Here is a 16,045-nt window from a genome sequence, read left to right as displayed (position 1 = left end):
TCCTCTTCCTTGCCCCGGGACTTCGGCCGGCTGACTAGATGACGCCCTGCTCGTGCAGGAGGGCGCGGGCCGCGGCGTCGAGGCCGAGGATTCCGCCGTACACCTCGTCGTTGTGCTGTCCCAGTTCCGGGCCGAGCGTCTGCACCGCGCCGGGGGTCCCGGACAGCCTGGGGGCGACGTTCTGCATCGGGAACGAACCGAGCTTGTCGTGCATCAGCCGGACGATCGTCCGCCTGGCCTCGAAGTGCGGGTCCGCGAACATGTCCTGCGCGGTGTAGGTCAGTCCGGCCGGTACCCCGGCCTCGTGCAGCAGGTCGAGCAGCGCTTCGGAGTCCTGCTCCTGGGTCCACTCGGACACCAGTTTGTCGAGCTCGGCCTGGTGCTCACCGCGGGCCGCGTGCGTCCCGAACCGCTCGTCGGTCTGCCACTCCGGCCTGTCCATCAGCTCGGCCAGCCGGTTGAACACGGTGTCCCGGTTGGCGGCGATGAGGACGGACGAGCCGTCGCGGGTCGGATACACGTTGCTGGGCGAGACGCCCGGCAGGATCGACCCGGTGCGCTCGCGCCGCGAGCCGCTCAGCTCCCATTCCGGCAGGATCGACTCCATCATCGCGAGGACGGCTTCGTAGATCGCGGAGTCGACGACCTGGCCCCGGCCGGTGTGCTCACGGGAGAACAGGGCCATCACGGTGCCGAGCGCGGCGAACGTGCCGGCCAGCGAGTCGCCGATCGAGATGCCGGTGCGGCTGGGCGCGCGGTCGGGCTCCCCGGTGATGTACCGCAGGCCGCCCATCGCCTCGCCGATGGAGCCGAATCCGGCACGCCGGGAGTAGGGCCCGTCCTGGCCGTAGCCGGTGACCCGGGTGACCACGAGCCGGGGGTTCAGCTCGGCGAGCTCGGCGGGTCCGAGCCCCCATCGCTCCAGGGTGCCCGGGCGGAAGTTCTCGATGAACACGTCGGCCGTGGCGAGCAGGTCCCGGAGCAGCCGCTGCCCCTCGGGCCTGCGCAGGTCGCACGTGATCGACTTCTTGTTGCGGGCGATGATCGGCCAGGTCAGGGAGAGACCCTGCGGGAGGTTGCTCCCCCACTGCCGCATCGGGTCACCGTTGCCGGGGTCCTCGGCCTTGATCACTTCGGCCCCGAAGTCGCCGAGGAGCTGTCCGCAGAACGGCCCCGCGATGAGCGAGCCCGTCTCTACGACCCGTACCCCCGCCAATGGCCCCTGGGCAGCCGCCGCCGTATGCCGGGAGCCACTCTGCTGGTCGTCAGCCATGGGATGTCCACCTCTCGCCCACATCGCGCACATCGAGCAACCGTCGCCGACTTGTACACAACTTCGGATCGCCGATCGAGGCCTCATTGCCTCTGTTCAGGCACCATAGCCCCTACCTCAACGAATGGACACGGGTGATTGTGTGCAATCTCGCGAGGTGGACACCCGGCCCGACCGGGGTGCCAGGCTCCGGCACCGGGCCGCCGCCCGCCGACCTGGTTCGACTCGGCACCGGCCGTCCACCCGGTCGGGCGGGACCAGTGCCGCGGCGGTGGCCGTGGTGTCGCCGCGGCACTCGGAGGACCGGCCTGCCGCGCCCTGGCGTGATGGGGGTCGGCCGGTCGCCCCGGTGGTGCCGGGCGTGCCTCACCGCGCCCGGACACGGACCCCGCAACATGCCGGAGGCCGCTTCCCCGCGAACACGGAAGCGGCCTCCGGCCGCGCTCGGCATCGGCGACGGCCACATGTCGCACGGCGGTACCCCGCGCACTCCGCAGTCGACGCGATCAGGCAACACCGGCCTGCCCACCCGCACCGACGGCCAACTCACGTGGCCGGTCGGGTGTCGGTTGCGGCGGGGATCGTCGAGCGGCTGATACCGGACGAGTTGGGGCGGCTGCTCCAGGCCTCGAACACCGGATCAGACCGCCGGCGAACAAACGGGCCGGTCCTCGGCGCGGCGAGACCGAGGACGGCCCACGACGACGAGCGGCCCCGGCAGGAATTCGATCCCGCTCCGTACGCCGTGCAACGCTGTTCGCAGGGCCTGTCGTGACGTCGCGTTCGCAAAATTCCTGGGTACGGCCACCGGGCAGAGCGCACCTCGGGCAGCGGGGATCGTTGCGGGAGGTGCGTTTCCGGTCGGCCGGCCAGGCTCCCGTCCCGTGTTTGCAGACGAAGAGCGGGACCTGCCGTCCGCTCGATCGAGTGCGCCGTAAACAAGGGTGCGCCGGTTCGTCGGCCCGTCAACGACGGTACGGTGTGCGGCAGTCGATCGCCTGTTCCGCGATCACTGACCCACGAGGGGTTCCATGAAACACCGCCGCCCCCGGCAACGAGGAAAAGTGATCGCCAGCGCGGTCAGCACGGCCAGTGCGATCGCCGTCGCCTTGGGTGCGGGGATGACGACGCCGGCGATGGCCGCCGAGACGACACACGGCAAGCCCGAGACCCCCAAGGCCACGCCCGACCCGAAGGCGCCCTGGGCGCCCGAGAACGACGAGGCTCCAAGGCAGTACAAGGCCGTCGGCCCCACCACCTTCTCGGCCAACACCCTGAACTCGTCCCCGCTCAAGCTCACCCTTCCCGCGCCGTCCGGAAGCCACAGCGTGGGCATGGTCGGCCTGCACCTGGTCGACAAGTCGCGCACGGACCCGTACGTGGCCGGCACGAAGCGCGAGCTGATGGTCTCGCTCTGGTACCCGACCTCCTCCCCCTCCGGGCACTACCAGGCGCCGTGGATGCCGTCGCTCTCGGGTGCCGACTTCCTCGCCTCGCGCGGCCTGTCGCCGCAGCGGGTGACCCTGCCGACGACCGCGGGCCACGTCCTCGCCCCGGTGGACACCAATCTCGGCAAGCTGCCCGTCCTGCTGTTCTCGACCGGGCTGCACTCCGACCGCGCGATGGGCACCGCGCTCGTCCAGGACCTCGCCAGCCGCGGCTACCTCGTCGTCACCGTCGACCACACCCACGACGCCAACGAGGTGCAGTTCCCCGGGAACCGGGTCGAGACCAACAGGATGCCGGCCGGCACGCACTCCTCCGACACGCTCAAGGTGCGCGCGGCCGACATCAAGTACGTCATCGACCAGCTCGGCACGCTCAGCAAGGGCGGCAACCCGGACGCCGGAAAGGCCACACTCCCCACCGGTCTGACGAAGGCCGTGGACATGTCCCGTATCGGCATGTTCGGCTGGTCGCTGGGCGGTGCCGCGGTCGACACCGCCATGCAGCTCGACAAACGCATCGCCGCCGGCGCCAACCTGGACGGACAGTTCTTCGGCACGGCGCCGAGCAAGGACCTGGACCGCCCGTTCATGCTCTTCAGCTCCGGCACCCACAACCGCAACACCGACAGCTCCTGGCGCACCCTGTGGTCGCACCTCAAGGGCTACCGGGTCGACATCCAGCTCCACGGCGCGGCGCACCTCTCGTTCAGCGACAACGAGGCGATGGTCCACCAGGAGGCGGGACTGCTCGGGCTCTCGCAGGCCCAGCTCCAGCAGCAGTACGGCACCATCGACCCGAACCGCGCGATCGCGATCCAGCGCACCTACCTCGCCGCGTTCTTCGACCAGACGCTGCGCAAGCAGCACAGCACCCTGCTCGACGGACCCGACAAGAAGTACTCGGAGATCTCCTTCGTCCGCTGACCGGGCGTTCCAAGGGCGGGCTCCGCTGTGCGGGGTCCGCCCTTCGATGTGGCCGAGAAGACACCCCATTCGCACAACGGCGGTACGAATATGTGATGGTGATGTGATCGCGTGACACTAGAGTGCTAGTTCGACCTATCGAACTTTTTTGCGCTAGGCGCCCATTGAGAGAGGAACCGCTGCCCTGCCCACCGAGTCCCGGGCGCCGCGCCGACACCGAGTCCGCCGCCGCGCCGACATGCCGCTGCTCGGCGGAGTGCGCCCGCCGATCGTCCTGCTCGTCCTGCTCCTCCTCGTGGTCGCCGCCCTGACCGTCACCGGCCTCGGCGATGTCCATTCCGAGCGTGTGCCGCCGGCCGCGCTGAACTCGGAGCAGCAGATCGCCTCGGACACCGCACTGTCGGTGCGTACCGCGATCGATGCCGAGGCGAGCACGATCCGCCGTACGACCGACGCCTACCCTGCGACGAGCGCATCGACACCCGCGAGCACGCTCAAAGCACTGACCGCCGTGAACAAGGCGGACCTCGGCAGCGCCCTGCTCGACGCGCACACCGGCAAACTGCTCGCGTCCGGTGGCGGGTCGGTGGCGCTGGCCGGGGTGGACGACGCCAGGAAGACGTCCGAGCACGACCCGATCACGCCCCGGCTGGTGACCTCGGACGGGACGCGGCGGCTGCTGTACTTCGCCAGGGTCACGCTGCCCGCGGAGCAGGTGGACGCCAACCAGGACCAGAACCAGGACCAGGACCAGACCGAGCGGCAGTGGCTGCTGGTGGTCTCCGAGGCGCTCCCCTCCCTCACGACGTACGGCGACGGGCGCACCGCCAAGGTGCTGGACGCAAGCGGCAAGGCGCTCGTCACCACGTCCCGCGGCGTGGCGTCGCCGGCCGCGGCCGACAGCGGTCTGCCCGCGTCGGCGTCGCGCGCGGTGAGCGCGTCGGGGCGGGACACCGACGCCTCCGGAAGCCTGTTGGCCGCCGCCACTGGCCCTCATCCCACGGTGGCCGGCTGGGCCCAGGTCGCCTCGGCGACCGGTCCGGGCGACACCGACGACCTCGGCCTGGTGGTGCTCACCTCCCGCGTGGTGCCCGCCACGACCTCCGCCGCCGACTACTCGGGCTTCGCGCTCAAGGCCGCGGGGGCACTGGCCGTTATCGCGCTGCTGCTCGGGCTGATGCTGAACTTCCTCGTGCAGCGCCCGCTGCTGCGGCTGTACCTGTCCGCCGGCCGCCTGGCCCGGGGCGCGACCGAGGACGGTCCGGCCGAGGCGGCGGAGCTCGATCGGCCCGTCCCGGTGCACGGCTTCGGGGAACTGGCCCGGATCGGGCGGGCGTTGGAGTCGCTGCGCCTGCAACTGCTCGGCGAGAGCGGCCCGCAGGAGTTCCCGGCACGCCGCGGACCGGGCTACCGGGCGCTGGCAGCGCTCGTCCTGGTGCTGGTGGCCGGCTGGGCGGTGCCGATGATCTTCGTGCTGAACCGGGCGGACACCGCGACCTCGGTTCCGGCACCGGTCATCGCCAACCAGCAGGCGCGCGCAGAGCTCGCGGCGAACCGTGTCCGCCAGTCGCTCGACCAGTCGTACGTCGACCTGAGCGAGGTGGCCGTAAGCCTGCCGGGCCTGAGCCGGGCCGCCCAGGCCGAGGACCTGCGGCACGCTCTCGCCAGACACAAGCAGTACCGCTCGCTGTACCTCCTGGACCGCTCAGGCGCCGTCACCCTGCGGGTCGGGGAATCACCACTGCGCACCCTCGTCCACGTACCCGACGGCGGCGGGGTCACCACCGTCAACACCTCGGGCCGGATACCGGCCATCGCCTCCTACGCCCAGGTCCAGGCGGTCAAGGGCAAGGCCCCGGCGGCCGGGGTGGTCCTCTTCGGCGAGATCGACGTGAAAACGCTCAACTCCACCCTGGCGAGGCCCAATCTGGGCAGCGTCTGGGTGACGGACGCCGACTGCAAGGTGCTGGCGGCGAGCGTGGGCTACCGCGCCTTCCAGGCGCTGCCCGAGGCCGGCCTGACCCGCCTCGCCCGCGCCGCCCAGAGCGCCCCGGGCACCGCGGGCACCGCGACCTCGACGGTGCTCTCCTCGTCCTCCGGTCCCTCGGTCGACGCCGCCGCGCCGCTGGCGCAGAACGGCCCGACAGCACACCTCGGCTGGCGCGTGGTGACCGCGGAGCCCGCGGCGGCGCTCCAGCTCCCCGCGGTGCAGGCCCAGCAGCGCACCATGCTCGCCGGGATCCTGGGCCTCGCGTTCGGCGCGGCCTGCCTGGGCTGGCTGCACGTCGTGGTGTTCCGGCCGCTGCGAGCGGTCGCCGTGCTCATCGAGAAGCTCGCGGGCGGGGACCGCCGTACCGTGCTGCACCCGGTCAACCACGACGAGGTCGGCTCGGTCACCCGCAGCCTGGAGCTGATCCGCCAGGCCCTCGCGGAACGCGGCCGGGCGGACAGGTCCGGACAGACCGCGGACCCCTTCCAGTCGTGGCCCGAGAACACACTCCAGCGGTAGAAGAACGGATTCGGCGTGCTCTTCCTATATGTCATAGTCCTGCTGTGCTGCGCCGCACTGTGGGTCGCCGGAATCGTGGAACAGAGGCGGCATTTCGACTCGCTGAACCAGATACCGACCCGGGTGCTGGTCAACGGCATCCGCGGCAAGAGCTCCATCACCCGGCTGTGCGCGGGCGCGTTGCGCGGCGGCGGACTGGTCACGGTGGCCAAGACCACCGGCACCGCGGCCCGGTTCATCCATCCGGACGCCACCGAGGAGCCGATCTACCGCAAGTTCGGGCTGTCCAACATCGTCGAGCAGATCGGCATCGTACGGCGGGCGGCGACCTACCGCCCGCACGCGCTGGTGATCGAGTGCATGGCGGTGATGCCCGCATTGCAGGAGATCAACCAGGAGAAGCTGATCCGCTCCACGATCGGCGTCCTGTGCAACGTCCGTGAGGACCACCTGGAGGAGATGGGGCCGACGTTGGACGACGTCGCCCGCTCGCTCTCCCGCTCGATGCCGGTCGGCGGGGTGTGTGTGACGGCGGAGAAGGACCGTCTGCACATCCTCCAGCAGGAGGCCGACAAGCGGGACTGCCGTCTGGTCTCCGTCGATCCGGAGTCGGTGAGCGACGCCGAACTGCGCGGCTTCAGCTGGTTCACCTTCAAGGAGAACGTGGCGATCGCGCTCGCCGTCGCCGAACTGCTCGGCGTGGAACGGCAGACCGCGCTGCAGGGCATGTGGGACGCGCCACCCGACCCGGGCGTGCTGTCGGTGGAGCGCTACGTCACGCCCGAGGGCAAGCGGCTGCGCTTCGCCAACGTCTTCGCGGCCAACGACCCCGAGTCGACGCTGATGAACGTCAAGCAGCTGAAGGACCTGGGCGCGATCAGGCAGCCGCTCAACGTGATCATCAACTGCCGTCCGGACCGGGTGGAGCGCAACGGCCAGATGGGCGCGATCATCCCCGGCCTCGCCCCCGAGACGGTCTTCCTGATCGGCCACCCGACCAAGAGCGCCCGGGACGCCATTCCGGCCGGCTTCACCGGGCGGGTGGTGGACCTCGGCGGCGACCGCCGGGAGCCCGAGGAGATGACCGCGGCGATCCTCGCGGAACTCGGCCCCTCCTCCTCGCTGGTCGCGATCGGCAACATCCACGGCCAGGGCGAGCTGTTCCTGGAATGCCTCGCCGAACTGCCGCTGGACGCCTCCGAGGACGAGCTCGCCGCCGTTCCCGCCGGCGACGGCCTGGACCAGGAGACCATGCAGTTCGCGCTGCCCCGGCAGATGGCGATGTCCCGGCCCCCCGCCCCCGAGCCGTACAGCTGGGTGGCGCCGCTGGAGACGACACACTCCTTCCACGTCCCGGGGCAGCGCGAGCTCGCCCGCCGGTTCGCCGCCCGCCACGACCGGCCCGACGACGAGCGAACCGAAGACGACCTGTACCACGCCTACGATCCCCACCAGTCTCCGAGGAACCGTTAGTGATCCCCGCCAACCTCACCGCACAGACCGCCGCACTCGGGATCGCCCTCGGGCTGGTCTTCTCGCTCGTCTGCTACCTGACCACCAACCTCTCGCCCGGGGGGATGATCACCCCTGGCTGGATCGCCCTCACGCTCGTCACCGACGTGCAGATGGCGGCGCTGATGGTCGGTGTCTCGGCGCTGACCTACTTCATGACGAAACTGCTCCAGCGCACGGTGATCCTCTACGGCAAGCGGCTGTTCGCCGCCGTGGTGCTGTGCGCTGTGCTCATGCAGACCACCGTGATGCTCGCCCTCAACCACGAGTTCCCACTGCTGTACACGTCACAGACGCTCGGCTTCATCGTCCCCGGCCTGGTTTCCTACCAGATGGTCCGCCAGCCGCTGGGGGCCACGCTCATCTCGACCACGGCGGTGACGCTGGCCACCTATGTGGTCCTCGTCGTCGGGCTGCTGCTCGGCGCCCTGCCCACCGCCTGACCCGTCCACCGCCCCGCACCCCACTCTCTCAAGGAGCACCGGCCATGCACTCTGAACACAGCGGCAGGCGCAACCGTCCGACTCGCCGCGCCGTGCTCGGCACGGTCGCGGGCGTGGCGGCCGCCGGGGTGGTCGGTGGTTACGTCTGGGACCGCAACCAGCACGGCAGCGGCAGCGTAAGCGGCGGCAGCGGTGACAGCGCGAACGGCGTGAGCACCCGGCCCGGGAGCCAGAGCTTCGAGCGGCTGTCCGACCCCGGCCGCACCGTCGTCCGCGGCTCCGACGGCGGCACGCTCGCCACCTTCACCGACGGTGCCCGTACCGCCGTGCTCGCCGGGCCGAGCCGCAGCTTCAGCGAAGCGCGGACCACCAGCGCAACGGTGACCACGAACGCCTGGGTGCGGGTGCTGCCGCACACGTGGCAGCAGGGCATGGAGAAGTCCGCCTGGTTCAAGGGCTGGTTCGGCAAGGCGCTCGGCGACACCGGTCCGGACGTCTTCGCGGCGGCGTTCGAGTACAGCAGCGCCGGGGCGCCCGACAAGCACAACGGCGCCGGCGTGCGCTACGCGGGCACCGCGCACTTCGGCCCGCGCAACCAGGAGGTCAACAGCCCCCTGGACTTCGCCTACCACGACGAGCAGTCCGACTTCTACGACTATCTCGGCACCCCCTGGACCTTCTCGGACGGCACGCGCGCGCAGCCGGAGCAGGCCCGCTACGGCGACGTCGACTGCTCCGGCTTCCAGCGCCTGGTGTGGGGCTACCGCATGGGTCTGCCCCTGCACAACACCAACACCAAGGGCGTCGGCATGCCGCGCCGCGCCTTCGCCATCGCCGCCTACGGTCCCGGCCGCCTGGTGATCCCGCACACCGACAGTCAGCCCACCGACCTGGGCGTCCTGCAGCCCGGGGACCTGGTCTTCTTCGCCATCATCAAGAACCGGCCGGGCTTCATCGACCACTGCGGCATGTACCTGGGCCTCGACGACCAGGGCCGGCACCGCTTCTACTCCAGCCGCTCCGCCGCCAACGGCCCGACCATGGGCGACCTGTCGGGCCGCTCGCTGCTGGACGGCACCGACTTCTACGCCCGCGGGTTCAGGGCGGCCCGCCGCCTGTGAACCCGCCGCCTCACCCGTCCGCTGATCCGAGGACCACTGTCATGGCCACCATCCCCGCCGCCCAGCCCACCGGCGCGCGCCGAAGCCGACGGGCGAAAGACCGTCGCTCCGACCGACCGGCGGAAGCCGTCCATCGCTGGGAGCACCCGGCGCTCGCCGCGGTGCTGGTCACCGCCCTGGTGCTGTACTCCTGGGGCATCGGGCACGCCGCGCTCCACCCCTTCTACGGCGCGGCGACACGGTCGATGGCAGGCAGCTGGCGCGCCTTCCTCTTCGGCGGGCTCGACGTCGGCGGTTCGGTCACCGTCGACAAGCTCCCCGGCGCGTTCTGGCCGGAGGCCGCCTCCGTCTGGCTCTTCGGCCCGCACACGTGGGCGGCCGCGCTTCCGCAGGTCGTCGAGGGCGTGCTCACCGTATGGCTGCTGCACCGGATCGTACGGGCCTGGGCCGGGCCTTTCGCCGCGCTGATCGCCGCGCTGGCGCTCACGCTCACCCCGGTCACCGTGGCCCTCACCCGGGCCACCATCCCGGACACCGCGCTCACTCTGCTGCTGGTGGCGGCCGCCGGCGCACTGCAGAAGGCGGTGCGCACCGAGCGGCTGCTGCCGCTGATCATGTGCGGGATCTGGGTCGGGCTGGCTTTCCAGGCCAAGATGATGCAGGCGTGGCTGGTGCTGCCGGTCTTCGCCCTGGTCTATCAACTCGCCGCGCCCGGAACGCCGTTGAAGAGGGCCCTGCGGTCCTTGTCGGCCGGTGCGGTCGCCCTGGCGGTCTCCTGTTCCTGGGTGCTGCTCGCCTGGGCGACACCGGCCGCCCACCGCCCGTACCTCGACGGAACGTCCAACAACAGTCCGTTCGCCCTGGTCTTCGGCTACAACGGCCTGAGCCGCTTCAGCGGCGACGCCACCGCGTTCGGTGCCGTCGCGGGAACCGCCGCCAGCCGCACGACCGGCAACACCGGCTGGACGATGCTGGTCAACCACACGGTCGGTCCCCAGGTCGCCTGGTTCCTGCCGCTCGCCGTGCTCGCCGCGGTGCTCGGCGTCGTCTGGCGCGCCCAGCAGCCGCGGACCGACCCGCTGCGCGCGGGATTTCTGCTCTGGGGCGGCTGGCTGGTCGTGCACACGCTGGTGTTCAGCGCCTCCAACGGCAACCACGCCTACTACACCGCTGTCATCGCCCCGGCACTCGCCGCGCTGGCCGGCGGCGGCATCGAGCTCTTCCGCTCGGAGTACGAGGAGGGCGGCCGGCGGCGCGTGGCGCTGCCGGCGGCGATCGTGCTGACGGCGGTGTGGGCGCTGGTGCTCGACTGGCCGACCCGCTTCGTGTCCTGGCTGCTGCCGGTCGCCGCGATGCTCGCGGTGTGCGGTGCGGCGGGCCTGTGGATCCGCGGGCCCCGCACCTCCCCGCGGATGGTCCGCAGCGCCCTCGCCGCCGGGATCGCGGCCATGCTGGTCGTCCCGGCCGGCTGGGCCTTCTCCTGTCTCGACCCGCTGTACGCGGGCGCCTCCACCTCACCGATGGCCGGTCCGGTCGGCATCGCGTACTACGAGGCCCTCCAGCACCACCGCACCGTCTCCAGGGTGGGGCTCGGCCGGCCGAGCGCCCGTGACACCGCCCTGCTCCACTACCTCACCGCGCACCGCCACGGCGAGAAATTCCTGCTCGCCACCCAGGCCGCCTACGCCGCCGAGCCCCTGCTGCGCGCGAAGTCCGAGCCGATGCTCGTCATGGGCGGCTTCACCGGCATCACCCCCTACCCGAGCGCCCGGCAGCTCGGGACGCTCGTCACCACCCACCAGCTGCGCTACACGCTGCTCACCACGAAGCGTCCCGCCACTGCCGCCACCACCTGGGTGAAGTCCCACTGCACCCGCGTCCGGCCCACCGACTACGGCCGCCGCACCGACGGCACCCTCTCCCTCTACGACTGCAGACCGAAGGGGTGAGGCGGCGCCTCCGGAACCCGCGGACCACGGTCAACGGCTGAGCGCCGGCGGCCCGCCGCCAACGCCCGGCCCGCTCGGAGCTCTCCCTCTCGCCGCAGAGGGCGAGCTCCTCGGCCCGCGAGCCCTGGCACTCCGGCGCCGGACCACCCCGAGAACAGCTGAGGGGCCGCTTCGGATTTCTCCGAAACGGCCCCTCACCTGCGACTTCGAAAAGTCGGGACGACAGGATTTGAACCTGCGACCCCTTGACCCCCAGTCAAGTGCGCTACCAAGCTGCGCCACGTCCCGATGCCTTCACCCGCGGTGACCCGCGTGATCGTGCGAACAGAACTTTACCCCACGTCGGGGGATGCTCCGCGGACGGGGCGTGGCGCGCGACAATCGGCGTATGACCGGGACATCTGAGACGCGGCAGGCCGGCGGGCGGGATCGGGACACCGAGGGCCGGGCGCGGAACGCCCGGCCCCGCGACGGACTGGGGCGCCCGCTGCCGTACGGGGCGGACGGGGTGGAACGGCAGCCTGAGGGCGTCGTGCGGGGCCCCGAGGCGACGGTCACCGAGGCCCAGGCGCTGCTGGACGCGGGCAGGCCCTTCCACGCGCACGAGGTCTTCGAGGACGCGTGGAAGTCCGGTCCGCGGGAGGAGCGCGGGCTCTGGCGGGGACTGGCGCAGCTCGCCGTCGGGCTCACCCACGCGGCCCGGGGAAACGCGACGGGCGGCGTACGGCTGCTGCGCCGCGGCGCCGGGGCGGTCGAGGAGTGGACGTCGGGGACCGGCCTGCCGCGGCCGTACGACCTGCACCTCACGGAACTCACCCTCTGGGCCCGGGAGTTGGCGACCGCCGTGGAGCGCGACGGCGGGCGGGTCGACGCGGCGGCGGCGTCGCCACGCCTGCGCGGCCGGGACGCCTGACGAGGGCACGCCTTGGGCACCCGACCGGACACGGGGTCGATGCCCGACCACGTACGAGTCGGATGCCCGGCAGGGCGTTGCCGGATGCGGTGCGTCCACTGTCAGTGGCGTGCGGCAGACTCTGGGTGTGCGAAAGATTCATGTCATCGGCATCGGAGCGGGCGACCCCGATCAGCTCACGCTGCAGGCGGTCAAGGCGCTGAGGAGCACGGACGTGTTCTTCATCCTGGACAAGGGCGAGGTGAAGTCGGACCTCGTCCAGCTCCGGCGCGACATCCTCCACGCGCACATACCGGAGGGGGCGTACCGCCTGGTCGAGGCCCGCGACCCGGACCGGGACCGCACCGCGGGAGGCTCCGCGTACTCGCCGGCCGTCGGGGACTGGCGCAGCGCCCGCGCGGCCGTCTACGAGCGGCTGATCACCGAGGAGTTGGGCGAGGACGAGAGCGGCGCGTTCCTGGTGTGGGGCGATCCCGCCCTGTACGACAGCACGCTCGGCATCCTGGAGGAGATCCTGGACCGGGGGGCGGTGGCGTTCTCGTACGACGTGGTGCCCGGCATCAGCAGCGTCTCGGCGCTCGTCGCCCGGCACCGCACGGGACTGAACCGGGTTGCCCGGCCCGTGCAGATCACCACCGGTCGGCGTCTCGCGGAGGGCTTCCCCGACGGGGTGGACGACGTGGTCGTGATGCTCGACGCCCATCAGACGTTCCGGCAGTACGCGGACGAGGACATCGACATCTACTGGGGCGCCTACATCGGCACCCCCGACGAGATCCTCGCCTCCGGTCCGCTGGCCGAAGCGGCCCCCCGTATCGAGCGGTTGCGCGCCGAGGCCCGGGAGCGCAAGGGCTGGATCATGGACACCTATCTGCTGCGCAGGAATCCGGGAAGCTAGGGAGCGCCCCGTTCCGCCGTACGCCGGGCGGGTCGCCCCGCATGCACGGGGAGCCCTCCGGTGTGAGGGTGGCGATTGTGACGATCACGGAGGATACGGCGCCACCCGCGGCGGGGGCGCCCGGGCCGCCGGTGCTGGACAGCCGCCGCCGCAACATCGTCTTCGCGACGATCGTGCTGGGCATGCTGCTCGCCGCGCTCGACCAGACGATCGTGGGCACCGCGCTGCCGACGATCGTGTCGGACCTGGGCGGCGCCGCGCACATGTCGTGGGTGGTGACCGCGTACCTGCTGGCCGAGACCGTGGCGACGGTGCTGGTCGGCAAGTTCGGCGACCTGTTCGGCCGCAAGGTGGTCTTCCAGGCGTCGGCGATCATCTTCATCACGGGTTCGTTCCTGTGCGGGCTCGCCACGAACATGACCCTGCTGATCGCCTGGCGGGCGTTGCAGGGCGTCGGCGCGGGCGGTCTGATGGTGACCGCCATGGCGCTGATCGCGGACGTCATCCCGCTGCGCGAGCGGGGCAAGTACCAGGGCGCGATCGGTGCCGTCTTCGGTGTGGCCACGGTCATCGGGCCGCTGCTCGGCGGGCTGTTCACGGATCATCTGTCGTGGCGGTGGGCGTTCTACGTCAACGTGCCCCTCGCGATCGTCGTGGTGATCGCGGCGGCCCGCACCATCCCCGTGGTGAAGTCGGTGACCCGGCCGGTCATCGACTATCTGGGCATCGCGCTGGTCGCGGTCGGGGCCAGCGCGCTGATCCTGGCGACGAGTTGGGGAGGCAACGAGTACGCCTGGGGATCGCCGGCCATCATCGGCCTCTTCGTGGGCGGTCTGCTCGCACTCGGCCTGTTCTGCTGGGTGGAGACGCGCGCGGCCGAACCGATGCTGCCGATGCGGCTGTTCTCCAACCCGGTCTTCACGGTCTGCTCGATCCTCAGCTTCATCGTGGGGTTCGCGATGCTCGGCGCGATGACCTATCTGCCGACGTATCTGCAGTACGTGGACGGGAACTCGGCCACCCTCTCCGGCGTGCGCACGCTGCCCATGGTCCTGGGGCTGCTCATCGCGTCGGTCTTCAGCGGCAACGTGGTCAGCAAGACCGGGCAGTACCGGATCTTCCCCATCGTCGGCTCCCTGGTGATGGCGGTCGGGCTCTATCTGATGTCGCGCATGGGACCGGGCACCGGGGCCTGGCTGGAGTCCCTGTACATGTTCGTGTTCGGCACCGGGATCGGGCTGTGCATGCAGGTGCTGACGATCACCGTGCAGAACACCGTCGAGTACACCGACCTCGGCACCGCGACGTCCGGGGTCACCTTCTTCCGTACGCTGGGCAGTTCGTTCGGTACGGCCGTCTTCGGCACGATCTACACCAACGCGCTGAAGCCCAACCTGGCCGACGGGGTCAGGGCCGCCGCAGAGACAGGTGCGGCCGGGCCCGTCGTCATCGCCAAGGCCGCGCAGAGTCCGGAAGGGCTGCACCGGCTGCCGCCCCAGGCGGCCGGACCCATCATCGACGCGTACGCCGACACCATTCACACGGTGTTCCTGTGGACGGTTCCGGTCGCGGTCCTCGGCTTCTTCGTGGCGCTCTTCCTCAAGCAGGTGGAGCTGCGCGACAGCGCGCGCATGGGGTCGACGGACATGGGCGAGGGCTTCGCGTCGCCGTCCACCGCGGACTCCCAGCGGCTGCTGGAGTTCTCGGTCGCGAAAATCATCGGCACCACGGAGGTGAACACCGCGCGCCGGATCGTCTCCGACTCCGACACCCGGCTGGATGTGGCGGGCGCCTGGGCCGTGATGCAGGTGGAGCTGTTCACCCGCATGGTCGGACACGCCAACCTCGCGCTGATCGCGGCCCGGCGCCAACTGCCTCCCGAGGTGCTCGTCCCGGTGTTCGACCGCATGGTCGAGGAGGGCTATCTGACCCGGCACGGCTCGCTGTTCTCGCACACCGCGGCGGGCGAGCGTGAGGCACGGGTGATCAGCGAGGCGTGGGGGCGCTGGCTCGCCGGGCGCGTGGAGCAGGATGTCGGGCGCCCGTCCGGCGCGGAACTGCGCGCCGCCGTCGACACCATCGCCAAGCGTCTGCTGGTCGAGGACCTGACCCAGGGCCTGCCCGACCGGACCCCGGAACTGACGTCGGCCACGACGAGTTGACGGACCCCGCGCCCGGCCCGGCGCCCGGTCGGCCGCGAACAGCGGTGCGCGGGGGCGTAGTTGGCGCCGGGAGCCGGGACGGGATGTCACGCGCCGTGCCGCGGCTCCGTCGGTCGGTCACCCCGGGCCGAGGTCCAGCAGGGCCAGCGCCGACGCGACGTCCGGTACCGCGCGCACGTCCTGCGGGAGGGGCGGACGGCGTACGACGACCACGGGGAGGCCGAGGTCGCGGGCGGCGGTCAGTTTCGCCGCCGTCGCGGCTCCGCCGCTGTCCTTGGTCACCAGGACATCGATGCGATGCCCGAGCAGCAGGCTCTTCTCGTCGTCGACGGTGAAGGGACCGCGCGCGAGCAGCACTTCGGTGTCCGACGGCAGCGGCGGTTCGGGGGCCTCCACCGAACGTACGAGAAAGTGGAGCCGGCCGAGACCCGCGAAGGCCGCGAGACCGAGGCGGCCCGTGGTGAGGAAGACGCGGCGGCCCAACCCGGGCAGCAGCGCGGCCGATTCGGCGAGGGAGTCCGCCGGGTGCCAGCGGTCACCGGGTCCGGGGCGCCAGCCGGGGCGGCGCAGCACCACGGCGGGAATCCCGGTCGCCGCCGCGGCCCGTGCCGCGTTCGCGGTGATACCGGACGCGAAAGGGTGCGTCGCGTCGGCCACGGCGTCCACCCCGTGCTCGCGCAGCCAGCGCGCGAGTCCGTCCGCCCCGCCGAACCCCCCGGTACGTACGTCCCCTTCGAGCGCTCCCGGCCGGGACACCCGGCCCGCCAAGGATGTCGTCACGCGCACGCCGGGGCACGCGGCCAGCTCGGCGGCGAGTTCGCGGGCCTCGGTGGTGCCGCCGAGGACGAGGACGTGCGGGGACATGGACCGAGCGTACGGGGTACGGGAGAAGG

At 71.4% G+C, this 16,045-nt stretch carries 11 protein-coding genes and 1 tRNA gene; 9 read left to right on the top strand and 3 right to left on the bottom strand.

What is annotated here, in order from left to right:
• Positions 1-34: 34 nt before the first annotated feature.
• Complete coding sequence (locus ACZ6KY_RS24290) at positions 35-1,273, bottom strand: CaiB/BaiF CoA transferase family protein (protein WP_469312381.1); 1,239 nt, start codon at positions 1,271-1,273, stop codon at positions 35-37.
• Positions 1,274-2,337: 1,064 nt separating this feature from the next.
• Here ACZ6KY_RS24290 and ACZ6KY_RS24285 point away from each other — a divergent pair.
• The 6 genes from ACZ6KY_RS24285 to ACZ6KY_RS24260 all read left to right on the top strand — a co-directional run bounded on the left by ACZ6KY_RS24285 (position 2,338) and on the right by ACZ6KY_RS24260 (position 11,179).
• A complete protein-coding gene (locus ACZ6KY_RS24285) occupies positions 2,338-3,645 on the top strand; it encodes an alpha/beta hydrolase family protein (protein ID WP_469312380.1) in 1,308 nt (435 codons plus the stop codon).
• A 238-nt stretch (positions 3,646-3,883) separates the two neighbouring features.
• Complete coding sequence (locus ACZ6KY_RS24280) at positions 3,884-6,154, top strand: HAMP domain-containing protein (RefSeq protein ID WP_469312379.1); 2,271 nt, start codon at positions 3,884-3,886, stop codon at positions 6,152-6,154.
• 15 nt (positions 6,155-6,169) lie between these two features.
• Positions 6,170-7,627: a poly-gamma-glutamate synthase PgsB gene (gene pgsB / locus ACZ6KY_RS24275; protein ID WP_469312378.1), complete on the top strand. Its 1,458-nt coding sequence runs from the start codon at positions 6,170-6,172 to the stop codon at positions 7,625-7,627.
• Complete coding sequence (locus ACZ6KY_RS24270; protein WP_469312377.1) at positions 7,627-8,109, top strand: poly-gamma-glutamate biosynthesis protein PgsC/CapC; 483 nt, start codon at positions 7,627-7,629, stop codon at positions 8,107-8,109. Before pgsB ends, ACZ6KY_RS24270 begins: the two co-directional genes overlap by 1 nt.
• Before the next feature lie 44 nt (positions 8,110-8,153).
• Positions 8,154-9,230 carry an NlpC/P60 family protein gene (locus tag ACZ6KY_RS24265; protein WP_469312376.1) on the top strand — a complete coding sequence of 359 codons (1,077 nt, stop codon included), beginning with the start codon at positions 8,154-8,156 and terminating at the stop codon, positions 9,228-9,230.
• A gap of 41 nt (positions 9,231-9,271) precedes the next feature.
• Positions 9,272-11,179: an ArnT family glycosyltransferase gene (locus ACZ6KY_RS24260; protein ID WP_469312375.1), complete on the top strand. Its 1,908-nt coding sequence runs from the start codon at positions 9,272-9,274 to the stop codon at positions 11,177-11,179.
• 214 nt (positions 11,180-11,393) lie between these two features.
• Here the strand turns inward: ACZ6KY_RS24260 and ACZ6KY_RS24255 are convergent.
• Positions 11,394-11,467, bottom strand: a tRNA-Pro gene (locus ACZ6KY_RS24255).
• A 100-nt stretch (positions 11,468-11,567) separates the two neighbouring features.
• Here ACZ6KY_RS24255 and ACZ6KY_RS24250 point away from each other — a divergent pair.
• The 3 genes from ACZ6KY_RS24250 to ACZ6KY_RS24240 all read left to right on the top strand — a co-directional run bounded on the left by ACZ6KY_RS24250 (position 11,568) and on the right by ACZ6KY_RS24240 (position 15,152).
• A complete protein-coding gene (locus ACZ6KY_RS24250; protein ID WP_469312374.1) occupies positions 11,568-12,092 on the top strand; it encodes a DUF309 domain-containing protein in 525 nt (174 codons plus the stop codon).
• Positions 12,093-12,219: 127 nt separating this feature from the next.
• A complete protein-coding gene (gene cobF / locus ACZ6KY_RS24245; RefSeq protein WP_469312373.1) occupies positions 12,220-12,990 on the top strand; it encodes a precorrin-6A synthase (deacetylating) in 771 nt (256 codons plus the stop codon).
• A gap of 77 nt (positions 12,991-13,067) precedes the next feature.
• Complete coding sequence (locus tag ACZ6KY_RS24240; RefSeq protein WP_469312372.1) at positions 13,068-15,152, top strand: MDR family MFS transporter; 2,085 nt, start codon at positions 13,068-13,070, stop codon at positions 15,150-15,152.
• Positions 15,153-15,269: 117 nt separating this feature from the next.
• Here ACZ6KY_RS24240 and ACZ6KY_RS24235 read toward each other — a convergent pair whose 3' ends face one another.
• Positions 15,270-16,016: a cobalt-precorrin-6A reductase gene (locus ACZ6KY_RS24235; protein ID WP_469312371.1), complete on the bottom strand. Its 747-nt coding sequence runs from the start codon at positions 16,014-16,016 to the stop codon at positions 15,270-15,272.
• Positions 16,017-16,045: the final 29 nt, after the last annotated feature.

Source organism: Streptomyces sp. NPDC042002, assembly GCF_055588305.1.
The sequence above is the reverse complement of the archived record's forward strand: the minus strand, read 5'-3'. Positions and strand labels throughout refer to the sequence as shown.